This is a genomic window from Flavobacterium sp. NPDC079362 (genome assembly GCF_050267765.1).
Classification (GTDB): Bacteria; Bacteroidota; Bacteroidia; order Flavobacteriales; family Flavobacteriaceae; genus Flavobacterium; species Flavobacterium azizsancarii.
Map to the genome: position 1 here is coordinate 25,572 of NZ_JBNNFM010000035.1, position 24,750 is coordinate 50,321.

A 24,750-nucleotide genomic window follows, 5' to 3' on the forward strand; every position below is an offset into this window, starting at 1 on the left:
TTCGTGAAATTAGTGTTTTATTCTTCAAAACTCTCGTCTTTAAATCCTATCAAATATAATTTATTTTTGGCACGTGTCATAGCAGTATAAAGCCATCTGATGTAATCGCGATCGATTCCGTTTGGCAAGTAAGGTTGTTCTATAAAAACCGTATTCCATTGTCCACCTTGCGATTTGTGACACGTAATAGCGTAAGAGAATTTCACTTGCAAACCATTGAAATATTCGTTCTCTTTTACCTTTTGAAATTTCTTATATTTTGTAGTCTCACTTTCATAATCTTTCATCACTTCTTCATACAAACGATTCGATTCTTCGTAAGTTAATGAGGGAGATTCACTTTTTATGGTATCTAATAACAATACCGTTTCAAAAGGTTTCTGATCCGGATAATCGACCATTCTTATTTTTACTTTCGCAAAATTAAATCCATACAATTCGGTGATTCCAAATAATTCCAAAACTTCAATAATATCTCCGTTGGCAATAAATCCGGCTTCGTCAGTTTCTTTTAGCCAGAAATAATTATTCTTTACTACCATCAAAAAATCGCCTACTGAAAGTTCGCTTTCCTTAAATAAAATTCGGGTTCTGATTTGTTCATTATATTGGTTTGCACGTTTATTCGAACGCACGATAAAAGCCGTGTCTTCGATACTATAATTGCTGTAAGCAGAATTTATAGCATCCTGAATATCATAACCATCCGTAAGACGAACGATATCTTTGAATTTTTTCACATTAAATTTAAACTCTGTAATAAAACTATCTTTCAGCAATTCGCGCAATTCAGTCGCATTAAATAAGATACCGGAACTTTCTTCCTGACGCATTACTTCATCCAATTCGATATGTTCGATTTCTTTATCATAATGAATCCCAAGAGTCTGAACATCCAGTGCCGGACTAATATCTAAATTCACCGGTGGCAACTGAGCGGTATCTCCCAAAAGAATCATTTTGCAGTTCGTTCCGGAATAAACATACGATATCAAATCATCGAGAAGTGATCCGTTGTCGTACAATTTCGAATCTGAGTTGCTGTCTGATATCATCGAAGCTTCATCGACGATAAAAATGGTGTTTTTATGTTTGTTTAATTGCTTGGTAAAAGCCACGCCTCCACCAGCTGATTTTTTAGGAAAATATATTTTTTTATGAATTGTAAAAGCAGGCGTATTAGAATAATTGGCGATTACTTTTGCTGCACGACCTGTTGGTGCCAACAGGACAAACTTTTTATTGATATCACCCAAATTATTTACGATTGTCGAAATCACAGTTGTTTTTCCAGTTCCTGCGTATCCTTTTAATACGAAAATCGTATCGTTATGTGTATCTGTTAGGAAAATAGCGATTTTTTGAAAAAATATGTCCTGTTTGTAAGTTGGTGCAAAAGGAAATTTTCTCTGTAAAAGGCTGTAAAAAAGTGATGAATTCATAAGGGTAATTTGAAATGCAAAGTTCGGCTTTTTTAATGGCAATGTCAAGGTCAAAAAAATTTAAACCATATAAGTAATATAAGTTAATTGAAGCTTAGCGTTTACTTTAATACAAACAAAAAAAAATGCAGCAAATGAATTTAGCATAATAAAGTAATAAGAACTTATATCACTTGTATGGTTCAGAAAAAACACAAAAATAACATGTTGCTAACTTTGCTTTAAAATTGTTTTTCGAAATTGCATTTGTAATTGTTCCTTTTTAATTTGTAAGTTTGTAATCGCCTTAAATTCTTTCTTGTAAAACAGGTAACGAATTGTAAATCAATATGTCATTGCAAAATACTAATATCACTTCCAAAAATTATAAAAAGCTTTCTATTCAGGTTTCATTGAATGGATTTTCATTTTGTTGTTTTGATACTTTAAATAATACTATTACAGCATTTAATGAAATCAATTTTGATACTTCTCAAAAAACATCAAAAATTGAAGAATTATACAGTGCTGCATTTAAAAATCATTCTGAATTAAAAGAGACATACGACGAAATTCTGGTAATTCACAGCAACAATCTTTCGACTTTTGTACCAAGTGCTTTATTTGATGAAAATTTCTTAGGGAGTTATTTACAGTACAATACAAAAGTTTTCGAGACTGATTTTTTTACTTTTGATAAAATTTCAAACTACGAAATGAACTCCGTTTACATTCCGTACATCAATATCAATAATTTTTTAATAGATACTGTGGGTTCATTTGACTACAAACATGTCAACAGTATTTTGGTCGAAAAAATTCTGGAGAGTTCAAAAAACAACGACGAGAAAAAAATGGTAGTGAATTTCAATCCAAATCATTTTGAAGTTATCGTGGTTCAGAATCAAAAACTATTATTATTTAATTCTTTCGAATATCAGACTCCGGAAGATTTTCTTTATTACTTGCTTTTCACAGCGGAGCAATTGAGTTTAAATCCGGAAAGCTTTCAGCTTGAATTATTAGGTACAATACATCAAAACGATGCGTTTTATGAGATTGCATACAAATACATTCGTCATGTTTCATTTCTGGATGTAAGTACATTACAACAAAAAAATAGCTTTTCAACTGCACAAAATCAAAAACATTATATTTTATTTCAATCATGAGAATCATTTCAGGAAAATACAAAGGACGCCGCATTTTTCCGCCAAAAAACCTTCCTGTAAGACCAACGACTGACATGAGTAAAGAAGCATTATTTAATGTTTTGAACAATCATTTTAGTTTTGAAGGCTTAAAGGTTTTGGATTTATTTGCCGGAACAGGAAACATAAGTTTTGAGTTCGCTTCACGCGGAAGCGCTCCAATTACATCAGTAGACGGGGATTTTGGATGCGTAAAATTTATCAAACAAGTTTCATCAGAATATGATTTTGACATCGCTGCAACTAAAAGTGATGTATATAAATTTCTTGACAATTGTAAAACTTCTTACGACATTATTTTTGCTGATCCTCCTTATGGATTAGATCAGAATGCGTTTGAAAAAATTGTTCTAACAGTTTTCGAAAGAGAATTACTAAACGAAGACGGAATGATGATTATCGAACATTCTAAATACACCAAAATGGAACATTTGAGCAATTTCTCTTTTCAGAAAAATTACGGCGGTTCATTTTTTAGTTTCTTCGAATTAAATTCAACTGATGATGAGGAAGAACTGACTATAAAATTAAATAAAGCTACAGAAGACGACGAAGGTTAATCTTTGTGTAATATATTAGGTCAAATAGAGCGAAATCGTGATTCTTCAAAGATTTCGACTTCGCTCAGGGAGACAATATTTCAGCAAATGTTATTATAATTCGAAAAAAAAATTAGCACATAGAAATATAGCGCTCTATTCGTAATAAGAAAACAAAAAGAAATACATTTCTCTCACACAGTCACTTTGTGCTTTTTAAATAAGTGAAATGCCTTTTTCCTACACAGCAAATCTATGTTTTCTATGTGTTAAAAATAATTAGACTTGCTGTTTTTTCTCTTTCTAATTTACTCTTTCGGAATTCTCCTCCATTCTTTTTCCTTTAAATTCAGTTTCCTTTACTTTTCCAAAAGAATACCTGATCGAAATTGAGATCTCATGTTCATCCACCAAATATCTTGCTTTTGAATTGATGTTATTAATTGTAAAGACCTCTTCTTCATCTATCTTTTTAAATACATTATTAAAATTCAGACTGCAATTCCAATTTTTAAAGAATGTTTTCGAAACTGCCATATCTACCATTGCTCTCGCATTCCTTTCAAAAACACCTTTGTTTTGTTTTGTAACTCCTCTCAAAGCAAGAATTGCCGTATATCCTTTTGGAAGTTTAAATTCGTTGTTTGAGTAATAATACGCATATGGTTTTGAAGATAAAAATACCGCCGAAGCATCTTCGATCTTCTCTGAAACAAAAACTAAAGAATTTGTTATGGTCCAGAATTTATAAGTAAAAGGCAATTCGAAATCGAGAACAAAAGCAGATTCCCTGTCAAAATTTTCATCTTTAAAAGTCATTATATTCAGCTCCGTATCAAAGAAGAAACTATTATAAACCGGATTTGTATTTTGATAATATGTGAATTTAACTGATTTATTATGGTACTGAAATGTCGAAGAAATTTCGTTGACAATTGTTGGATCCAAATTGATATTTCTAGCGTATAAAAAATACGGATTTATGTATGTTGTGCCCTGACTTAAAGATGAATAATTGGGTCTTGAAATACTTTTGGCATAATTTACACTAATATTTTTTGTACTGTCGATAGCAACTGAAAATTGTACTTTAGGGAAAAAATTGGTGTAATTTTTATTTATTAAAGGCAGTTGGTCTGTCTTGAATTTTCCGTCTACGTTGGTATTTTCAACTCTAAATCCTACTGAGAAATCTACTTTTTTAATCTTTCCGGAAAGCTGACTATAACCGGCTAAATTTTGTTCCTTAAAATCATAATGGTTAATTTCACTTTTACTGTTTTCATAATCAAATATATCTGAATCAGATTTTGAATCTGCTGCTGCATACAATCCTCCTATTTCAAATTTCATTTCGTTTTTAAACTTCTTTTCTACATCTATTCTTCCTGAAAACACATTGACATTAAATTTCTGATCCCGAAGTTGTGCCAATTCAAATTGAGTATTATTATAATTATTTTCAACCTGGCTCCATAATCCCTGATCAAAATTCGAATATTGCAAACCAGCAAAAACCTGCGTATCTATTGCTTTTATTTTTTTATTATAATTCAAAAATGAATTCACAAATTTTTTTTTGCTGTCATTATCACTATAAGTCACAACGTTATTTTCTATATTTTTATTTTTATTATCTGTAATGGTATTGATCGGAAAAAGGTCTTTTTGTAATCTACTATTCACACTAAACGAAAAATAATCATCTTCATTAATTTTATAAAATAAACTGCCGCCAAAAACAAATTGTCTTTTTTTTGAGTAGGCTGTCACATCATATTTTGAAGCAATGTCAGCATCAGGAATTTGATAATCTATACTATGATTTTCCCAGGGCTGCAACTGATTGTAATTGAAATTGGCTTTCCATTCGATTTTATTCTTTTTAAAACTGGTATTAAATCCAAGATAGTTATTGTACTTTTTCCTAAAGGAAGCAACCTCAGAAACTTCGGTCCTAAAACTATCTTTTTTACTAAATTTTCTAGTAATCAAAATTACAGAACGTCCTTCGGCTTCGTATTTAGAAGATGGATTCTGAATGATTTCGATCGTTTTAATATCGGCTACAGCCAAAGCATGTAAATCATTCATCCCAACCCTTTGATTGTCGATATAGATTAGAGGATTTCCACGACCAATAACTGAAATACTTTCTTTGTCTGAACTTACCTGAATGGTTGGTAATTTTGACAATAAATCTACTGTATTGGGGATTGAGCTATAAATAGAATTAGCAACATCTACTTTTATATTTCCGTTGGTATTGGTAAAAGTCTTTTGACTCTTACTGACAACAACTTCATTAAGATCATTTGAAATACTGTCTTTTGGAGTTTTAGATTGGGCATTTCCTATTAAGGAAAGCAAGAAAAAGAGCAGAATCAGAAAAAGTTTAAAGGGCAAAAACAGATTCATTTTTGATTTGATTTAAAGTTCGAATCCCGCAAAAGTGCTTCTAAAAAAAGGTTCTGTAGGTTAATTGAAGGTTAATGCGGAGTTAATGCATTTATTATATGATAAAAGCATTATTTTTGAATTGGAAATAGCCCACGAATTTTGCGGTTTAAACAGGTTAAAAACAGGTTTTCATATTTTGTAAAACCTCCAAAAATTTTAATCTGCATTACCCATAATAGAAATCCATGTAAACCAGTTTGATCCGTGTCATCCGCGCGCCATAACATAACAACTAATGAAACAAAGAATCAATTTATTAATAGCCTTTTCTGTCGTCGCTTTGATTGTTTTATCTGCGGTACAATGCTATTTAGTAAAAACGACTTATGATTATAAAGTGGCGCAGTTTCATACTGAAATTAAGAATGAAATTGCGAAGATTTCTAATGATTACAGTGATATTGATTCAGTTATAGTTTCTAAAAAAGAGGCACTTTACAAACAATTATCTGAAAATTATCTTCAGGGAAAAAACACAAGACCTGAAGTCAAATCTTACATTCTTGACAATGAATATAACGATGTTTTAACGCAGAAAATCCAACGTAAATTTCAAAGGGATTTACCCAACATAAAAATAGATTTCGCTATTGTCCTGAACAAATTTGTACTGTACCAAAATGCTAAAAAAGCGGACACCATTTTCTCTGAAAAACCTTTTATCAAAAATAAACTCTACGGAAATCTCGCCTCTTTAAATCATGCTTTTCTCATTCGTAATTACGTTGGCACTACAAACGGAACCTACCAGAATCAGGAATACAAGCTTTTGACTGAAGATTCTATGTATGTTTCTGTAATCGACTGGGAAATGATTATTTTAAGACGAATGACGTTTGTTTTGATTTTGTCACTACTGTCGATAGTAACGATAATAACACTCTTTATCATTGCGATAAAAGCATTAATAAAGCAGAAAAAAGTAAACGATATCAAAACAGATTTCATTAATAATATTACCCACGAACTTAAAACACCTTTGACTACTTTAGGTATTTCGACCAAGATATTAGAACGAAAAGATATTCGGGATAATGACGAAAATTTTAATGCTATCATAAATACGATTTCACGCCAGAACAATCGTTTACAAAATTTAATCGATCAGGTTATGGCAAATTCATTGGCAGAAAGTGGAATCGAATTGCAAAAAGAAAAAATAGAAACGGAAGATTTTCTGTTAACAATCGTGAATGATTTTAAGATTACATATCCAAAAATCGACCTTCAAACTGATTTTCAAACACAGAAAACCATTTTAGTTTTAGATAAATTTCATCTGACAACTGCTTTTTTAAATGTTCTGGAAAATGCTGTAAAATATGGATCAAATAAGATTACGATAAAAACACGACTAGTTCAAAATCAATTTTCGATTAGTATTGAAGATGACGGAATTGGAATTGAAAAGAACAAACAATCACTTTTATTTGAAAAATTTTATCGCGTAGCACAAGGAAATCTTCACAATACAAAAGGCCTAGGTTTAGGCTTGTATTATGTTGCTCAAATTATAAAAGCGCATCAGGGCACTGTTAGCGTTGTGAGCGATTTAGGAAAAGGAACCCAATTTACTATTTTATTAAAAGTTTAATATTACATTATTTTGAAAAAATTACTTTTAGCTGAAGATGATTTTGATTTTGCCGGGATTCTAAAAAAGTATTTAGAATTGCATCAATTTGAAGTTGTCTGGGCAGAAAATGGAGAAATAGCTTTGGACTATTTCAAAAACCAATCTTTTGATATTTGCATCTTTGATGTCATGATGCCAAAATTGGACGGATTTTCACTGGCCGAAAAAATAATTACAATCAATCCTGAGATTCCATTTATTTTTCTAACCGCAAGAAAGTTACAAGAAGACAAAATCATTGGATTAAAACTGGGTGCAGACGACTATATCATAAAACCTTTTGAAGTTGACGAACTTGTTCTGCGCTTGCAGAATATTCTAAAGAGAATCGAACAAAAGAGAAGTCTTAATGGAGAGAATATAATTGAAATTGGGTCTTATATATTTGATAATCAAAGATTAACTTTAAGTAATAAAAATCATGTTCAGAAACTCACAGAAATGGAAGCTTCTCTTATTGAGTATTTATATCTGAACCACAATCAGTTATTAAAGAGGGACCACATTTTAATGTCTGTCTGGAAAAAAGATGATTATTTCTCAGGACGCAGTATGGACGTTTTTGTCAGCAGACTTAGAAAATATTTTAATTCAGATCCAAAAATAAAAATTGAAAGCACTCGAAATATTGGATTGGAATTTAAAATAGAAAAACCTTGACAAATCAAGGTTTTCTAAAATCTTATTGAGGAATTATTTTCCAATAACCCAACCTAAAGTAAAGTTTGCGACCGGAGAGAATTCAGTATCATATTTATCAAAATTAATTCCGGGACCTATATTAAAATCAAGATTAAACCTGCCTTTATAAGTACGCTGCAATCCCCAAAGAACCGCAATTGTAAAAGACGGATCTAACTCTCTGTATTTTTCGTTGCTGGAAATCGACTTAAAATTATACAACGCATTAAGCGCTAAATAATTTCCGGAATTACGAGCAGTTCTTTTTCCTTTTTGCGCTCTTTTTTCTAAATTATAATAATGACGAAATTGCTCATTAATCATTGGGAAAATATAAAAATTAGACTCATCGTAAAAACCATTATAACTATATCCCGCTCCTATGCTCAACTCAGAATATAAGGTGTTTTTCGAATCAAAACCGTATTCGTAAGCAAAGCCCGGCAATAACATATTAATCTTGAATTGATGTTTCTCAACAGCAATTGCTGCTTCATCCTGTGCTTGAACAGCATTAATAAAAAGAATCGATAAAAATAAAAACAGGTAATTTTTTTTCATATTTGGTTTTAATTAAGTTGCATCAAAAATAAGATTAAAACAATACAAACAAATTAAAAACAAAATATTTTCTTACAACAAAAATGTTTCGATAATTATAGGTCAATCAAAGGTTATTAAGATTTAGAATTCGAGACTGTAAATGATATAAGTTTTAGAATCAATTATATAACGTTATTCACAAACCGCGTAATACATTTGTAATGAAACATTTAAATCCAAACATCATGAACCTAAAAAGATTTTTCGGTGGGTTACTTACGATCCTCGGAATAGTTGGTTTGATTTACACTGCTGTTATATTCGCAGGTACTTCAGGCGAAACACGAGACATTAAATCATTAATTATTTACGGTATACTTGGTATTGTATTTTTCATGTCCGGGATTAGCTTAGTTCGCGCTACAAAAGATGAAGCATAGACTTCTAAGACAAGAATAATACATTACTTATTTTTTCATATAGAGGAGTTTTAACGCCATATTTTGCAGCTTCGTTCACTACAAATTTTGTAAGCGAATTTGCTTCTATTTTATTACCTGCTAAATAATCTCTATGCATAGATGAAGTCGCTTCTTTAGGCGATTTCTCTAGTTTTATGATAGTCTGATTTACAATATCGTCAGGTAATTTTAAACCTTTTGCTTTAGTAACAGATTCGATTTCCTTTAGTAATTCTACATATAATGCTTTTGAATCCGGATTATCTAAAATTTCGCCAATATTCTGATTCAAATAAGAAGTCACCGTAGCCAGAGCCGAAATAAAAATAAATTTCTCCCAAACGGTCTCTTCGATATTATCAACCAGATAACTTTCAATATTAGCTTTATGAAAAATACTTTGAAGCTGATTTAGTTTAGAAACTGAAGCTGTTTTTGAGCCAAAAAATAACTTTTCATAAAAACCAATTTTCCGAATTGTTCCGGGTGAAAAAATCATTGAAATAATATAAACACAACCTTGCAAAACCTCATTGTCAGGAAATAATTTCTGAATACGTTCCGGTGCATCAACACCATTATATAACGGAAGAATTATAGTTTTTGGAGAAATACATTGCTGCAATGAAAGCAAACTTTCCTCAATATCATAGGTTTTGGTAGCGCAGATCAAATAATCTAACACACCAATTTCGTTCGGATTGTTCGAAACCATTTTTGGATAAACAATTGTCTCAGAATCATCAGTAATAATTTTCAAGCCATTTTCGGCAATTGCTTTTTGGGTTTCACCGCGTGCAATAAAAATTACTTCGACATCATCAGATTTATAATATTCTTTGGCTAAAAGTCCGCCAAAATAACCACCAACTCCACCGAGTCCTAAAATTCCGATTCTTGTTTTCATAATCAATTATTAAAATAGTTTTTCATTGCCAATCTTTATCGAATTGCAACTGTGATTTCTTTCTCCGGTCGAAATCAAAAAAATGAGAGTACTATGTGAGAGAATCAGTTCAATCAGCGTTTTCGCGAAAGAGAATCCGTTTCATCGGCGTGCCATCACACAAAGCAATACATTCACAAATAGAGTTTTGATGGGTTATTCATGAAAATAGATTAGAGCGTTTCACAAATATAAAAAAAATGCAGACCTATAAGCCGGATTCTGTCTCTGATAAATCAGAGCCTTATCATTTATCTAGATCCCGCATTACTACGGGACTCAAGCTACCTACCCTTCAACAACGGACGAGAAGCCCTTAAATGCTGATATACTTGGTATTTCACCGCATAGAGTTTACCTGGTTTCACTACAGCATTACCTGTACATACTTTCTGTTGCACTTGTCCTTGCGCCATTTCTAACGCCGACGGGTATTACCCGCTATGCTTCTCTTTGGTGTCCGGACTTTCCTCCCTCCTAATAAATCAGGACGACGATAAGGCGGTCTGCGGCGCAAAAATAGGTATTTATACACTAACAATAATGATTTTAAATTTTAGTTTTTTGACTTAATTTCATAACAATTTAATTTTAAATTAGTTATCTTTAAAATCCATAATTTTAAAATTCAATTATCATGATTAGAATGTATCACTACGCAACTGTTTCAAAAGCTTTAGATCAATTGAATGAAAAAGGATTTACGTTTGATTTTAATTTAAACTCAGATATGATAAAAAAAAATCCTGAAAAATTTGAAATTGTTCATGTGTATCGATACGAGGGAAATTCAGACCCGGGCGATGAGGCAGTTGTATACGGAATTAAATCAACATCAGGCAAAAAAGGAGTTTACGTATCAGGTTTCTCTGCGGACTCAGATCAGGAAACTGCTAAGTTTTTAAGCGATTTAAGTATAAAGGGAAGGTAATTTTCAGGAGCTGTTCCCGCTGTACGCTATATCTTTTACTTGCTAAAGGAGCAAGCAAAAGGATGTCGCTACGATCAGGGCTATGGCTTTAGAATTCATAATAATATTTTGGTCTATTTTGTTATCCTGAACGAAGGATCACACTCATAACCTGACAAAGTAATTCCATAATCTTTGTCATAGCATGCGGATGACATGTGTTCGCTATTGCGAAAACGCGGATTAAAAATGGATTTTATTCTTTTTTAATTGTTCAAAATAAAGTAACCACAATCTTGTCATCCTGACCCAGGAAGGATCACACTAGTAATTCCGCAATCTTTGTCGAGCTTCTTGTGATCTTTCCTGCGTCAGGATGACAAATAGACGAAAATATTATTATGAAAATGATTGTCCCAGCCCCGATAGAAGTGGAAATCCTTTTGTGTCCGCCGCGGCGGACACAAAAGATTGGAACGGATAGCGGGAATTAGCTCCTAAAAAAAAGATTAGGCTTTATAATAGAAATCGAATGAAAAAATGAGCATAAAAAATCCGTATAAATCAGCGTTTTCGCAATAGCGAATCCGTACCATCCGCGTGCTATCTCTCAACAATAAGCCATAAAAAAAGTCCATCATAAGACGGACTTTCAATAACAGCTCATAAATAATTATGCTGTTGGTATTTTTATTTTCCAACCCGGCTGAATCAGGCTCGGATTTTTAATAATATCTCTATTCGCTTCAAAAATCGCTTCCCAGGAAACACCATGTTCTTTCCCTATTTTAGATAATGAATCACCGCTGACAACTGTGTAATCAGTAGTTTTTCCTTCGGCAACAGTGATATTTATAACTGCATCAGCTGCTCTAAAATCAGGATCTATTTTTCCGTAGGCACTCCAGATTTTTTCTTTGTCATCTGCAGATTTTGCTGTACCATCAATATACAAAACATTATCTTGTTCTCTTACCTGCAAATTAGCTATCCCTAAATTAGTCGCCAAATCCGTTAACTCTTTGTATTTATCTTGTAAACTCATAACTTAATTATTTAATAGTTAACTTGTTTTCTACTTTTTTAGGTTTCAATTCCTGCACACTTTTAATCAAATTAGGCAATTGGTCTTTTTTGATATTCCCTGTAAGAGTTACAACTCCGTCTTTTACGGTAGCACTAACACCGTTGTACGTTTTCACTACTTCATTTACCGAAGTGTTTAAAACGCTATCAGGATTAATCTCTACAGGAGCAGGCGCAACAGTTTCCGGTGCAGCAATTTCGCAATTATTCACTACAGATTTAACTCCTTTAATTCCTTTAATAATACTTTCTGCATTTTGCTTGAAAGCATCATCTTTACAAATACCTGAAATAGTAGCAACACCATCTTTTACAGTAACTTCAACTCCTGGCAGAGCGCTCAGTTTTGCAGAAATTTCTTTTTGAATATCCGCATCTTTAGGACCACAAGCCACTAGTGCAAGAGCAAGGCTCAATCCTAGTAAAATAGATTTAATTTTCATATTAGATATTTTTTAATTAATTAAACATCTAAAGTTAATAAATTAATTATCAAGATTTTACATAATAATATTATAAAATTTATATTTTTTACAGTTTCTTAATTTCATCGTTTCAATTAAAACTTACTCGTGCTGCGTTACATCATTGTATTGCCAAAGGACATTTATTATTTTCCACTCCCCGTTAGTTTTTACAATGTGCATATAATCTATCCACGCATCAGCCAATAATTTTACTGAAGCCGTTCTTGCAGAAATATCTAACAGCTTCACTTCTTTTCTTGGTTTTTTAGGAAACTTGTCCCCTTTTGCATTATAAGTCTCAGCAAGAATAACCATGTTTTCTGCAAAGTATTCTGAGATAAAATCTTTTTGAGCAGCTTTACTTCTAAAAACCGATCTTTTTACCAATCGGGGATGTAAAGCACTTTCCATCAATTTAGGATTTGGTGTATGCTGCGCTTCAATGTATGCCAATGCCACACGTTTGATGTCAATAGTATCTTGAGCAGTTTGTGCCTGAAGCTGGAGAGAAGAGAATACAATTGTGGTTAGTAAAAGGTATATTTTCATATCATGCGGGGTTTATAAATGGAAATCTCAAATTAACTACTATTTTTAGTCACTATTTATTATACAACAGCTGGTTCTAAAATAAACAACAATGCTTCAATCTCGTGTATTGACATTTTTACTACTGATTCTATTTGAGCATTTTCAGAACTAATAACTAAAACGCCTTCATTATCTTCTTCATAACCAACTGATTTAAAAGAATAAGTTGGAGCTGAAATTACTAATTCTTTTTTACCGTCTTTAAACCATCCGTAGTTTGCTTCATAAACAACTTTGTTAGCCAATATTTCAATATTTTCTTCTCCATAAGTATTCCATAATGAAACCCTAAGCAGATAAAATCCCATTAACGAAAATAAGCCAATGCCAATAAAGTAACCGAATTGCAATCCGCTTCCCATCAACATTCCGACTATAGCTCCAAATACAGGAAAAACAAAAAATGCAAAAGCGAAAAAGAACATTACAATTCTAACTGTCAATGGCGATCTTTTAACCTTTAGATTTAAAATATTATTTTTAAAGTTATACTGGTTCATAAATTAAAATAGTTCTGTTTATATTTTTTATAAAAATACTTGTTTTTTTATTCCAAAGGCATTTAATTTTATCTCATTGGATCTCTTACTTTCTCATATTCAAACTACTCAAAATTCCTTCTAATATTTATGAATTTCAGATTTGTGAATTGGCAATTTTCAGCCTATATTTGCTATCGAATAAAAAGAATATGGAACAATTTGTAGTATCGGCCCGTAAGTATCGCCCACAAACGTTTAAGGATGTTGTAGGCCAGAAAGCTATTACCAATACTTTGCTGAATGCTATTGACAGCAATCACCTTGCTTCTGCCCTTTTATTTACAGGACCACGTGGAGTTGGTAAAACGACTTGCGCACGTATTTTGGCCCGTAAGATAAATCAGCCCGGATATGATGATCCTAACGAAGATTTTGCTTTTAATGTTTTTGAGTTAGATGCGGCTTCAAACAACTCGGTAGATGATATTCGAAGTCTGATTGATCAGGTTCGAATCCCGCCACAAACCGGACAATATAAAGTCTATATTATTGACGAGGTTCATATGTTGTCTTCGGCAGCTTTTAATGCGTTTTTGAAAACATTGGAAGAACCGCCAAAACATGCTATTTTTATTTTAGCTACAACAGAGAAACACAAGATTATTCCAACGATTTTATCTCGTTGCCAGATATTTGATTTCAAAAGAATTACTGTAAAAGATGCTAAAGAACATTTAGCAGAAGTTGCGAAAAGTCAGGGAATCAATTTTGAAGACGATGCTTTGCACATTATTGCTCAAAAGGCTGATGGCGCAATGCGTGATGCTTTATCAATTTTTGACCGTGTGGTTTCGTACTGTGGCACGAACTTAACGCGTCAGGCAGTAACCGAAAACCTGAACGTTTTAGATTATGAAACGTACATTACTATTACCGATTTACTTTTAGAAAATAAAATTCCGGATCTTTTATTGGCGTACAATGATATTCTTGCAAAAGGTTTTGACGGGCATCATTTTATTGCCGGTCTGGCTTCGCATTTCAGAGATTTATTGGTCAGCAAAACTCCTGCTACAATCGCTTTGCTTGAAGTGGGTGAACAGGCGCAACAAATGTACAATGTTCAGGCACAGAAATGCTCTCAGGAATTTTTATTGAAGGGAATAGAAATTGCAAATGACTGCGATTTAAAATATAAATTAAGTCAGAATCAACGTCTTTTGGTCGAATTATGTTTGATGCAATTGGCCTCTATCAGCTTTGATGGAGAAAAAAAAAAGTTGAGCAATTCATAATTCCTCCTACTTATTATAAGAATGGCGGTTATTCTATAGTTGAAGTTAAGACTCCAAAAGTTGAAACTGCAAATACAACTGCACCAGAAGTTGAAACTGCAAAAAATAAGGAAGTTGTTGAAGCTCCCACAGCAGAAACACCAAAACCTGAAGTAAGCAGCGAACCTAAAATTTCTGCTTTTTCATTATCCAGTATTCGCAAGAAAAAAGAACTCGAAGCCAGCACCAGAGCTTATGTAAAACCAACTTCTGTAATGCCAACAGAAGACTTTACAGAGACTGAAATGTTAGTAGAATGGAACAAATATGCACAACGTCTGGGTGACAAAGGTTTTAAAATCATGGAGGCGTTATTATTAATTAACGACCCAACTCTGGATGGAACAAACATTACTCTTGAATTACCAAATGAAGGTTCTAAACTGGATTTCGAAAGCCAGATTAATGGTCTTTTAGGACATTTGAAAGGACATTTGCACAATCATAACATTACAATTCAAATTAATGTTAATGAAGCTATTGAAAGTAAAAGAAGTTTAAATGATCAGGATCGATACAATCGTTTGATAGAAATCAATCCAAATCTTGACCTTTTACGCTCTACATTTGGATTGGATTTAACTACTTAATCTTTTTTACAACTGCCTGATCGATATTTAACTAGCAAAGTAAGTACAACAATCAATGGCATATTTATTAATTTTACTTATTACTCAGTCCTAAATCAAAAACTTTTTTGAGCCATTTTGCTCTTTGTGTTTCATCAGCCATTTTTATAACACCAATATAAGTAACCTTCACAGGTTTTAATCCACAGAATTCCAGAGTAGATTTTTTCAATTGATTGACACTTGGCCTGCCAAAAAACAATCTGTAATACCAGCCTGGCTGATCTAATGTTGTAATAATATGAGCTGTTTTGCCCTTTAGCAATTTGTCCCACCAAACAGAATTTTCGCGGTATTGAAATGCCATTCCGGGTAAAAACAACCTATCTATAAATCCTTTAGTAATTGCAGGCAAACCTCCCCACCAAACAGGATGAATCCACACTAAATGATCCGCTCTCTTAATTTTCTCCCACGCATCTAACAAATCCGGTTCTAATTCTGTTCGTTTTTGATAACCAAATTGTAGATTCGGATTAAATTGCAATTCAGATATAGTTATGGTTTCTATCTGAGCTTTAGACTGAATTGCTCCTTTTTTATAACTATCAGTTAACGCAAAATTAAAGCTTGATGGATTTGGATGTCCGTTTATAATCAGTATTTTTTTCATGTCTTATTCGCTTATTTTAAGATTAATGGTACTATAACTATTTAAGGCTTCATAAATTTCTTGCGACGAATGCATTTGATGGCTAAAGTAAATCCCATCCGATAAAGTTTTACTCAACATCTTTTCGACATGTAAAACTGTAGAAAAAGCAGTCAATTCGGCTTGGCCTTTACTACTTTGCAAGCTAACTCTTTTTATTTTATCCAAAGTTTTAATGACTACTTCAAAAATGGTTTGATCGCCATTTCCGCTTGAGCCAAAAAGCAATTGCCTTTCTCTTAAAAACATGATATTAAAAATCTTAAGAGATTGAAAATAGCCCATTAAACTGGTTACAAACTTAGAATTATAGGTCATTTTAACTGAAACAGTTGCTATTTTTTCTATCTGGTTTAAAATAAATAAATCCGGAACATCGAGGTTATACACCTGACGTTTTCCAATTCCGAATGTGAAGTTAAATTTTTCGGAATCTAAAAAATGTTTGACATTTTGTGGTTTGTTATTTTTATAAACAACGAATGGTTTACATACATTTTCGGCTAAAAAATTAGCTGAACTTTTCCCTGCCAGATCTTTTACAGAATAATAAATATAAATATTTGCCTCCTGAATTTTATGCTTCTCCGGCTCTGTAAAATCAATCAAACTGCCTACAATACCTCCCATCCAACCAGAGCTAAAAACAATTCGGCTATTTATTTTCTGTCTGTTTGCTTTAGCTAAATTATAAGCAAGAGTCAAATCCGGAGTGGGTTTTGTAATATCGATATAATCTAATTTGCTTTTTATTGCAAACTCTAAAATCTCATTGTTACCATCTTTTGTACACAATACAATCAGGTCTATTTTATTATCTGTAATACAATCAAAAGTTGCCGGATTGTTAACATCAATAAGCAAATCATTGTTGGTCTTTCCTAATTTACGACTTCCAACAAACAGGTTAAAGTCAGGATTTCTTGTCTGAAGAATTCGCAATATGACTTTACCTACTAAACCGGTTCCTCCAATTACTAAAATATTTTTTCTCATTATTATATATTGTTTTCAGCAAAAATAATAATGAGATCTCTTTTGATAACCGGACAAATGTCCTATAAAATCGCTTTACGGATTCTGCTTAAATGCCTTGGCGTAACGCCTAAATACGAAGCTAAATATTGCAATGGAATGAGCTGAAGATATTTTTGATGGTTCTTATAAAGTTCTTCATAACGTTGTGTCCCGGATAATTTCTGAAAAGAAATCATTCTTTTTTGAAGAGCTACATATTCCATTTCAGTTAGCTTTCTCCCAATTCCCTGCCAATGAATACCTAATTTATAAAGTTTCCCCAGACTTTCACGGCTTATAACCTGTAACTCCGTATCAGCTAAAGCCTGAATGTTTTCTTCGGCTACATTTTGTGTTATGAAACTGGAGAATGAAGCCATAAATTCATTTTCGAAAGCAAAACAATTTGTGATTTCATCTCCCTGATGGTTGAAAAAATACGAACGCAAAATCCCTTTTTTGATAAAAAAGATTTCATTACAAACCTGATTTTCTTTTGATAATAATTCTCCTTTTTTAAGTTGTCGGAAAGTAATTAAATCATCTAAAAGATCTAATTCGTTTTGCGATAAATGTTGAATGGACTGAAAAACTGATTTCATTATATATTCAGAATAGATTAATTTTTAGAAGCAAAAACCTTTTCAATTCTTTTATCGGGAATAAGCCATAACAATGCTACTATGAAATAAGCAGCACCTGAAACCCATTCGCTATAAAAGGAAAACACGATTCCTAAAATATACAAAACAGAAGATACATAACCTTTTAAATCTCTGCCAATCGCTTTTGCCAATACTGAATTTTCTCCTTCATTAACGATTATAATCCGTTGTAAAATAAAATAAGCAACTGAAGACAAAAACAATATAACCCCATACAAAGTCATCGAGGCTTTTGCAAAATTATGTTCTCCCATCCAGCCTGTTGCAAGGGGAATTAAGGATAACCAAAACAATAAATGCAAATTAGCCCAAAGGATTTTACCATTTATTTTAGTCATTCCGTGAATTAGATAATGGTGATTGTTCCAGTAAATTCCAACATAAACAAAACTTAAAATGTAACTTAGAAACTTAGCTATAAGCGGTTTTAAATCGGCAAATTCATGTCCTTGAGGCACTTTAATTTCCAAAATCATAATCGTTATGATAATAGCTAAAACACCATCACTAAAAGCTTCGAGTCTTGTTTTGTTCATTTATTATATTTTTTTCTGAGCAAATATTAAAAAAAATCGCCACGAATTTCACAAATTTTCGCGAATTTTTTATTCTTAATGATGAAATATTAATTCCTGCTAGTTCGTGAAATTTGTGGCAAAAAATTCTTTCTTTTATATCTTAAAAATTAAATTTTACCGTAATACATTGCTTTTACGATTCCGTCAGAAAGTCCAATTTTTGGAACGTAAATTTGGCGTGCACCGCTCCATTTCATTGCATTGAGATAAATTCTTGTTGCATGGATAATAACGTCGGCACGATCTGAATTTAATCCCAACTCTGCAATCCTCTGTTCGTAAGTCAATGAATTTAAAAAAGCATATTGCGAATTGATATAAATATACGAAAGCGGCTTTTCTTGCTGCTTTCCTGACATTTTGAATAATTTATTGATGTTTCCGCCGGAACCAATCAATGTTACTTCTTCATAATCTGCCGTATTGGTTTTAATCCATTTTTCGATTTCATCCCAAACTACATCATGTACCATATTATTTAGCAAACGAACTGTTCCGGCTTTAAATGATCTGGAATTAATCAACTTACCGTCAGAAAACAAAGTAAACTCTGTACTTCCGCCGCCAACATCTACAAAAAGATAGGTTTCGTCTGTTTTTAATAAATGATGTAAATCAGTCGAAGCAATAATAGCAGCTTCTTTTTTACCATCGATAATTTCGATTTTTATGTCGGCTTTCTTCTTAATCAAAGCCACCACTTCTTTGGCATTATAAGCTTCACGCATTGCCGAAGTGGCAAATGCCATATAACGCTCTACTTTATGTACTTTCATCAAAAGATTAAATGCTTTCATTGCATCTACCATTCGATCTATATTTTCTTCTGAAATTTCTCCTACTGTAAAGGCATCTTGTCCCAAACGAATTGGCACACGAACAAGCGAACTCTTATTAAATTGAGGTTCTTTGCCTTCTTGTTCTACAACATTCGATATGAGAAGCCTCATGGCATTTGAACCAATATCTATTGCTGCAAGTTTCTTTATATTAATCATGCTCACTTATGATTTGAAAATTATTCTTTATTTTATTACTTTATTTCTGCGAAATTGCTTCTAACACTGAAACTTTATTTTGATAATATTTATAGGTTTCAAATTGAGCTCTAAATGGGGCATGATGATTTCGCGGTTTGTATTTGTTATCTAATTTATAGGAATGATATCTTACTTTAACATTTCCTTTCCAGGCAATATTAAAATTATCTATTAATTCTTTTTTTATTTCTAGATCATAAATTGGGCAGGTTACTTCGACTCTTCCATCAAGGTTTCGTGTCATAAAATCAGCTGACGAAATATATACTTCGGTCAAACCGGCATTTCCAAAAATATAAACTCTGGAATGTTCGAGGTAATTATCAACAATACTTATGGCTTCAATATTTTCGCTCATTCCCGGTATTCCAGGTATTAACGAACAAATTCCTCTTACCTGAAGCTGAATTTTCACTCCTGCATTACTGGCTTCGTATAATTTGTCGATCATTTTAAAATCTGACAAACTATTCATTTTAAGCTTTATATGCGTTTTTCTTCCGGCCAGTGCATGTAAAATTTCACGATCTATTAGTTTAATAAATTTTGTTCGTGTATAATGTGGCGATACAATTAAATGTTTGTATCTGTGTACTCTGTAATTGATATCAAAAAATTCGAAGATTTTAGAAATATCCTTCAAAATTCCCTGATGACAAGTAAATAGTGTTACGTCTGTATAAATTTTCGCTGTCGATTCGTTAAAATTTCCTGTTGAAATAAATCCGTATCGACGTGCTTTTCCTTCTTCAATTCTTTCTATGACACATATTTTACTGTGTACTTTTAAGCCTTTTATTCCAAAAATAAGATCAATACCTTCGGTTTGCATTTGTTCTGCATACGAGATATTAGATGCTTCATCAAAACGTGCCTGAAGTTCAATTTGAACGGTTACTTTTTTACCGTTTTTTGCTGCATTAATCAACGAACTAATGATTTGCGAATTCTTTGCTAAACGGTATAAAGTGATTTTTATACTCATTACTTTAGGATCAAGTGCTGCTTCACGTAGAAACTTCGTTAAGTATGAAAAGGACTGATATGGTGCGTGTAATAAATAATCTTTTTTGCTGATTTTTTCGAGAATACTTCCTCCCAGGCTTAAACCCGGAATTGGTAATGGTTCGTTTGGTTTATAAAGTAAATCGTATCTCCCAAGGTTTGGAAAGCTCATATAATCACGACGATTATGATATCTTCCGCCAGGAATAATACTATCTGTTTCCACAATTTTCATTTTATCCAAAAAGAAATGCAGTGTATCTTTTTCGATTAAATTATCGTAAATAAAACGTACCGGTTCTCCTATTCGCCTGTCTTTTACTGATGTTGCAATTTTTTCGAGCATACTTTTACTCAAATCACTATCAATGTCTAACTGAGCGTCACGGGTAATTTTGATCATGTGTGCTGAAACACTTTTATAATCGAAAATATTAAATATATTTTTTAGATTATAACGTATCACATCGTCAATTAAAATGACATAATGTTTATCATCATGCGATGGAAGAACGACAAACCTATTTATCGTTTTTGGAATTTCGATAACTGCATAACGAACTTCATCATTTGTATTCATCTCTAAACGAACTGCCAAATAACCCAAAGTATCTTTTAGAATAGGAAATTCGGCTAAATCATTTAAGATAATCGTAACGAGTTCGGGACTTAATTTTTGAGCAAAAAAGTCTTTAAGAAAGATTTTCTGATCTTCGGTAATTTGATCCTCGTTTATAATAAAGATATTTTCGGCTTCTAACTCTGCTTCAATATTACCCAGAATACGTAAACTTTCTGATTGCTGCTGGATTACAATTTCGGTAATATCTTTAATTAACTGATGGGCAGAAACTCCTCCTAAGTATTTTTCGCCAGAAATTCCGGAAAGGCTCAATCTTCGAATTGCAGCGTAACGGACTCTAAAAAATTCATCTAAATTATTAGAAAAAATTCCAACAAAACGCAGTCTGTCTAAAAGCGGAACGGTGTTGTCTGCTGCTTCCTGAAGGACTCTTGCATTAAACGCTAACCAGCTTTTTTCTCTATCGATATATTTCTGTTCGTACACTATTCTTTATTTTAAATCTTTGGGGAAAATTGTTTTATGGGTTTTACCTTTATTTATAGTATTCCAACTTTCTGCATCAAATTGCAATGATACAAAGCCAGAAGTAGGAACATTTTCGATAAAAACATCCCCAAATTTATTAACAAAATTTGTAATAGCCTCGTTATGTCCGAAAAGAATAACGCTTTCGAAACTATTATCACATGATTTGATAATCTTTTCCAATTGTTTATCGTCAAAAGTATAAAGATCATCCTTATAAACTATACTTTCTATAGGATACGAAATGTTTTGTGCAAAAATTAATGCGGTTTCTGATGCCCGGGCGGCAGTACTACTCCACATTATATATGTTTTAGGAAGGAAATTTGAAATATTCGATGAAACTTCATGTGCATCTAATATTCCTTTTTTCATTAAAGGTCTATCAAAATCTTTAAGAGGTGCTTCCCAACTTGATTTAGCATGACGTATTAAAATTAAATTTTTCATAAGCGACAGGTTTAGAAACCTCTTAGGAGGTTAATCTTTTTTTATTGAACTTCTAATTTACAAAAGAAATATCAATCCCTCTCGTTTTTTTATTTCTGTTAACATTTAATACAAATTTTAACAAGAATAAACAATCTTTAAAAATGATAAAATCAATCACTCTAAAATTGGGCTGTTTTTACGACAAGTGTTCTTCATCTATTAAAATAAACACTTAGTCGATATTATACAAATTTGTAAAATTTTAACTAAATAGTTGATTATTAATCATTTAAACCGTTTCATATTTTAGATTTTTAGTCGAAAAAATAAAAATACAACGGTTTTTTATTTGTTAAAAATGACAAATAAAAATGCTTTTTTTGGCTTTCTATAACAAAAATTCTACACTTAAACGAGTTTTTAGGTTAGTTATGGACAAAAAAAATCAAAATTAATCACTGTATATAACTTTGATTCTGTTAAAATTTGATAAACATCATAAACCAAAATACTAAGCTATGAGAACCAAAACTACTTTAGAAAAAGCATTGAAATTTGTTCATAATTGTAAGTTTATTTTTTCTTTTAAAAATAACATTTTTCAAAAAAACCTATTTGCAATACTCTTTTGTTTAATCTCCAGCATTTCACTTGCTCAATCTGGTTCGTGCAACGGCACACTGGTTGTTGAAAATGATGGAAATATCAGAAGTACTCCGCCTGACGGAACTTACTACTCAATGGTACTCACCAACAACAGCTCTTCTACTGATACTTTTGTTTTTAGTAGTAAAAACATCAACGCTTCCTGTGCTAATACTGACGGGACTTCTACAGCAAACAACGTAATAATCAATACTGATTTTATAGATTCTGAAAGAAATTCTCTTAGCGAAATCACATTAAATGCGGGGCAATCTATCAATTTTTATATACACATAACATTGCCTTCTGGCACTACACTACAAAAATGGTCTTGCAATCAAGTTACTGCAACTTCAACAAACTGTGCGGATTATTCTTTCAATACAGTTTTACACACTTACATCATTAACCCTGCTAATGATTAATCAAAATATACCAAGTAAGACCTTAAAATAATTTAACATGGAAAAACTATTACTCTCTTTCAGCAATTATTTACGAGACACACAAAAAATACATTGTATTGTATTTTTCCTTCTTTCCTCTTTTATTGGCTTTGCTCAAACAATAACGACCAATAAAACCGTTACTGCAAATACCACTAATTGCGGGATCGTAAATGTAAAAATAGATATAACGGGTTCAAATCCAGTTACCCGAAATTCGGATGTAATTCTAGCTATTGACATTTCCGGTAGTATGGCTTTTACTATTCCGGGAAGTCTTAAAACTTCTATGGATTATGCAAAAGATGCTGCAATAGCATTTCTTACTCAGGCAAAAGCAAATCCTCAAAACCGAATTGCAATTGTTGCATACACTACTACTGCTAGTTTAAAAATAGGACTTACTTATTTGGATGCTGCAGGTGTAACAGCAATAACGAATGAGATTAATGCTTTAAAGGCTACCAACTCAACCAATATCTATGCAGGAATTGTAAGATCTAAAACGGAATTAGACACTAATGGCCGATTTGATTGCAGCACCGCAAGAGCTATTATCTTACTGACAGATGGAGTAACTAATGCAACAGGTGCAAACGGAAATACAACTTGTAACACGAGTAAAACATCTCAATGTGTTACTGACGCTATTGCTGCCGGGACAAGTGCTAAAACAACTACAAAATCAAATGTCGTTTATAACAATCAGGTATTTTCTGTTGGTCTTCTTGGAGGTTTAAACGGAAATGTAAATACAAATAACAGCGAGCAAAATATTGCAAAATTCACATTAGACGGCATACAAGGAAGTGCTTCTTACGTTACACAAACCGGAGCAAACTTAACTTCGATTTACAATCAGATTGCAACACAAATATCATGGGTGGCCCAAAGTTTGATTACGAAAGAAACAATTATTCCGGGATTTACCATAGGATCAATTACTACAACTAAAGGAACAGCTTCTTTATCCGGTCAGGTTATTACATGGAATACTGATTTTTTGAATTCAGAAACGATTACATTAAATTATGAATTAACTCCAACCGGAACTGCCTGCGGAAATCAAACTGTAAGTACATCGACTTTGAATTATCAAAATTCATCTTGCACCAGTGATTCAAAAGCTATCAGTAGTCCGAGTTATTTTGTACCTTGTGCACCGGTAATTACAGGAACTTTAACAGCATGTGGATCAACTACTTTAACAGCTACTACAAACGCAACTTCACCAACTTACGTATGGTACAAAGACAATAGTGTTATAGCCGGACAAACAGCTGCAACACTAACTGCAACGACTAGTGGGATTTATACTGTAAAAGTAAAAAATGGTGCTACAAATTGTGAATTAACTTCGATTGGATCAACTGTTACAATTAGTCCTGCGGCGACACTCACTGCACCTGCAAATGGTACTATAGCTGGATGTGGCACTGCAGCAATTACTGGACTGGTGTACAGTACGGCAAATACTTCAATAACTTTAGCTCAATTGACAACCGCAGGAGGAACATTACCAAACAGTGCTTCAATTGGCACCTATACCATATCCTATTCTGACACTGTATCAGGCACATGCCCGATAGTAGTAACACGAACTTTTAAAGTTTCGGCAGGTTGTGGTGACATTACTGCGGTGCAAACTATTACAATTCAAGATACTACAGCTCCAATATGGACAAGTGCTCCAACAACCCTTAACAAAACTCTGCAATGTAGTGATGCTGCCGGATTGACAACAGCACAAAACCAAGCGCCG

26 protein-coding genes and 1 other RNA gene are annotated in these 24,750 nt (G+C 32.6%); 10 read left to right on the top strand and 17 right to left on the bottom strand.

Going from position 1 to position 24,750, the window contains the following annotated elements; translation table 11 throughout:
• Positions 1 to 17 precede the first annotated feature (17 nt).
• Positions 18 to 1,442, bottom strand: a complete 1,425-nt coding sequence (locus tag ACQKCJ_RS20930) for an ATP-dependent DNA helicase (protein WP_271337587.1) — start codon at positions 1,440 to 1,442, stop codon at positions 18 to 20.
• Positions 1,443 to 1,771: 329 nt separating this feature from the next.
• On the opposite strand from ACQKCJ_RS20930, the gene ACQKCJ_RS20935 reads away from it, so the two are divergent.
• Positions 1,772 to 2,593 (top strand): DUF3822 family protein, encoded by an 822-nt coding sequence (locus tag ACQKCJ_RS20935; protein ID WP_271337588.1) that lies wholly within the window; start codon positions 1,772 to 1,774, stop codon positions 2,591 to 2,593.
• Positions 2,590 to 3,192, top strand: coding sequence for an RsmD family RNA methyltransferase (locus tag ACQKCJ_RS20940; protein WP_271337589.1), 603 nt, complete (start codon positions 2,590 to 2,592; stop codon positions 3,190 to 3,192). The genes ACQKCJ_RS20935 and ACQKCJ_RS20940 overlap by 4 nt, the downstream gene beginning before the upstream one ends.
• A gap of 282 nt (positions 3,193 to 3,474) precedes the next feature.
• Here the strand turns inward: ACQKCJ_RS20940 and ACQKCJ_RS20945 are convergent, their stop codons facing one another.
• Positions 3,475 to 5,589: a TonB-dependent receptor domain-containing protein gene (locus tag ACQKCJ_RS20945; protein WP_427402861.1), complete on the bottom strand. Its 2,115-nt coding sequence runs from the start codon at positions 5,587 to 5,589 to the stop codon at positions 3,475 to 3,477.
• 277 nt (positions 5,590 to 5,866) lie between these two features.
• Between ACQKCJ_RS20945 and ACQKCJ_RS20950 the strand changes: the two genes are divergently transcribed.
• Complete coding sequence (locus ACQKCJ_RS20950; protein WP_271337591.1) at positions 5,867 to 7,225, top strand: sensor histidine kinase; 1,359 nt, start codon at positions 5,867 to 5,869, stop codon at positions 7,223 to 7,225.
• A 12-nt stretch (positions 7,226 to 7,237) separates the two neighbouring features.
• Entirely contained in the window at positions 7,238 to 7,927 is a 690-nt protein-coding gene (locus ACQKCJ_RS20955; protein WP_271337592.1) for a response regulator transcription factor, read from the top strand.
• A gap of 33 nt (positions 7,928 to 7,960) precedes the next feature.
• Here ACQKCJ_RS20955 and ACQKCJ_RS20960 read toward each other — a convergent pair whose 3' ends face one another.
• Positions 7,961 to 8,509, bottom strand: coding sequence for a DUF3575 domain-containing protein (locus ACQKCJ_RS20960; protein WP_271337593.1), 549 nt, complete (start codon positions 8,507 to 8,509; stop codon positions 7,961 to 7,963).
• Between the two features lie 203 nt (positions 8,510 to 8,712).
• Here ACQKCJ_RS20960 and ACQKCJ_RS20965 point away from each other — a divergent pair, with 203 nt between their 5' ends.
• Positions 8,713 to 8,931: a hypothetical protein gene (locus ACQKCJ_RS20965; RefSeq protein WP_271337594.1), complete on the top strand. Its 219-nt coding sequence runs from the start codon at positions 8,713 to 8,715 to the stop codon at positions 8,929 to 8,931.
• Positions 8,932 to 8,935: 4 nt separating this feature from the next.
• On the opposite strand, the gene ACQKCJ_RS20970 is transcribed toward ACQKCJ_RS20965, so the two are convergent.
• Together ACQKCJ_RS20970 and rnpB are read right to left on the bottom strand one after the other, a co-directional pair.
• The gene (locus ACQKCJ_RS20970) at positions 8,936 to 9,859 is read right to left on the bottom strand and encodes a ketopantoate reductase family protein (RefSeq protein ID WP_271337595.1); all 924 of its coding nucleotides are present in this window, start codon (positions 9,857 to 9,859) and stop codon (positions 8,936 to 8,938) included.
• Positions 9,860 to 10,093: 234 nt separating this feature from the next.
• Positions 10,094 to 10,411, bottom strand: an RNA gene (rnpB, locus tag ACQKCJ_RS20975) — RNase P RNA component class A.
• Positions 10,412 to 10,535: 124 nt separating this feature from the next.
• Between rnpB and ACQKCJ_RS20980 the strand changes: the two genes are divergently transcribed.
• On the top strand, positions 10,536 to 10,829 hold the full coding sequence (locus ACQKCJ_RS20980) for a hypothetical protein (protein WP_271337596.1): 294 nt from the start codon (positions 10,536 to 10,538) through the stop codon (positions 10,827 to 10,829).
• 652 nt (positions 10,830 to 11,481) lie between these two features.
• On the opposite strand, the gene ACQKCJ_RS20985 is transcribed toward ACQKCJ_RS20980, so the two are convergent.
• The 4 genes from ACQKCJ_RS20985 to ACQKCJ_RS21000 form a co-directional block, all read right to left on the bottom strand.
• Positions 11,482 to 11,853 (bottom strand): LysM peptidoglycan-binding domain-containing protein, encoded by a 372-nt coding sequence (locus ACQKCJ_RS20985; RefSeq protein WP_271337597.1) that lies wholly within the window; start codon positions 11,851 to 11,853, stop codon positions 11,482 to 11,484.
• Between the two features lie 7 nt (positions 11,854 to 11,860).
• On the bottom strand, positions 11,861 to 12,337 hold the full coding sequence (locus ACQKCJ_RS20990; protein ID WP_271337598.1) for a BON domain-containing protein: 477 nt from the start codon (positions 12,335 to 12,337) through the stop codon (positions 11,861 to 11,863).
• A gap of 123 nt (positions 12,338 to 12,460) precedes the next feature.
• On the bottom strand, positions 12,461 to 12,910 hold the full coding sequence (locus tag ACQKCJ_RS20995) for a nuclear transport factor 2 family protein (protein WP_271337599.1): 450 nt from the start codon (positions 12,908 to 12,910) through the stop codon (positions 12,461 to 12,463).
• A gap of 59 nt (positions 12,911 to 12,969) precedes the next feature.
• Complete coding sequence (locus ACQKCJ_RS21000) at positions 12,970 to 13,395, bottom strand: hypothetical protein (RefSeq protein WP_271337600.1); 426 nt, start codon at positions 13,393 to 13,395, stop codon at positions 12,970 to 12,972.
• A 248-nt stretch (positions 13,396 to 13,643) separates the two neighbouring features.
• On the opposite strand from ACQKCJ_RS21000, the gene dnaX reads away from it, so the two are divergent.
• The gene (gene dnaX / locus ACQKCJ_RS21005; protein WP_271337601.1) at positions 13,644 to 14,729 is read left to right on the top strand and encodes a DNA polymerase III subunit gamma/tau; all 1,086 of its coding nucleotides are present in this window, start codon (positions 13,644 to 13,646) and stop codon (positions 14,727 to 14,729) included.
• A 28-nt stretch (positions 14,730 to 14,757) separates the two neighbouring features.
• Here the strand turns inward: dnaX and ACQKCJ_RS21010 are convergent, their stop codons facing one another.
• Positions 14,758 to 14,931, bottom strand: a complete 174-nt coding sequence (locus ACQKCJ_RS21010) for a hypothetical protein (protein WP_427402862.1) — start codon at positions 14,929 to 14,931, stop codon at positions 14,758 to 14,760.
• Between the two features lie 52 nt (positions 14,932 to 14,983).
• On the opposite strand from ACQKCJ_RS21010, the gene ACQKCJ_RS21015 reads away from it, so the two are divergent.
• Positions 14,984 to 15,358 carry a DNA polymerase III gene (locus tag ACQKCJ_RS21015; protein WP_271337603.1) on the top strand — a complete coding sequence of 125 codons (375 nt, stop codon included), beginning with the start codon at positions 14,984 to 14,986 and terminating at the stop codon, positions 15,356 to 15,358.
• Between the two features lie 73 nt (positions 15,359 to 15,431).
• Here ACQKCJ_RS21015 and ACQKCJ_RS21020 read toward each other — a convergent pair whose 3' ends face one another.
• The 7 genes from ACQKCJ_RS21020 to ACQKCJ_RS21050 form a co-directional block, all read right to left on the bottom strand.
• Positions 15,432 to 16,010 (bottom strand): NAD(P)H-dependent oxidoreductase, encoded by a 579-nt coding sequence (locus tag ACQKCJ_RS21020; protein ID WP_271337604.1) that lies wholly within the window; start codon positions 16,008 to 16,010, stop codon positions 15,432 to 15,434.
• Positions 16,011 to 16,013: 3 nt separating this feature from the next.
• Positions 16,014 to 17,045, bottom strand: coding sequence for a saccharopine dehydrogenase (locus tag ACQKCJ_RS21025; protein WP_271337605.1), 1,032 nt, complete (start codon positions 17,043 to 17,045; stop codon positions 16,014 to 16,016).
• A 62-nt stretch (positions 17,046 to 17,107) separates the two neighbouring features.
• Positions 17,108 to 17,668, bottom strand: a complete 561-nt coding sequence (locus tag ACQKCJ_RS21030) for a Crp/Fnr family transcriptional regulator (RefSeq protein WP_271337606.1) — start codon at positions 17,666 to 17,668, stop codon at positions 17,108 to 17,110.
• A 17-nt stretch (positions 17,669 to 17,685) separates the two neighbouring features.
• Positions 17,686 to 18,267, bottom strand: coding sequence for a TMEM175 family protein (locus ACQKCJ_RS21035; protein WP_271337607.1), 582 nt, complete (start codon positions 18,265 to 18,267; stop codon positions 17,686 to 17,688).
• 149 nt (positions 18,268 to 18,416) lie between these two features.
• Positions 18,417 to 19,307 (bottom strand): Ppx/GppA phosphatase family protein, encoded by an 891-nt coding sequence (locus ACQKCJ_RS21040; RefSeq protein WP_072964926.1) that lies wholly within the window; start codon positions 19,305 to 19,307, stop codon positions 18,417 to 18,419.
• 40 nt (positions 19,308 to 19,347) lie between these two features.
• Positions 19,348 to 21,423, bottom strand: coding sequence for a polyphosphate kinase 1 (gene ppk1 / locus ACQKCJ_RS21045; protein ID WP_271337609.1), 2,076 nt, complete (start codon positions 21,421 to 21,423; stop codon positions 19,348 to 19,350).
• A 6-nt stretch (positions 21,424 to 21,429) separates the two neighbouring features.
• Entirely contained in the window at positions 21,430 to 21,915 is a 486-nt protein-coding gene (locus tag ACQKCJ_RS21050; protein ID WP_271337610.1) for a SixA phosphatase family protein, read from the bottom strand.
• A gap of 500 nt (positions 21,916 to 22,415) precedes the next feature.
• Between ACQKCJ_RS21050 and ACQKCJ_RS21055 the strand changes: the two genes are divergently transcribed.
• Both ACQKCJ_RS21055 and ACQKCJ_RS21060 read left to right on the top strand, forming a co-directional pair.
• Positions 22,416 to 22,967: a hypothetical protein gene (locus ACQKCJ_RS21055; protein ID WP_271337611.1), complete on the top strand. Its 552-nt coding sequence runs from the start codon at positions 22,416 to 22,418 to the stop codon at positions 22,965 to 22,967.
• 37 nt (positions 22,968 to 23,004) lie between these two features.
• Positions 23,005 to 24,750: vWA domain-containing protein (locus ACQKCJ_RS21060; protein WP_427402863.1), on the top strand; the 1,746-nt coding region annotated here is incomplete at its 3' end.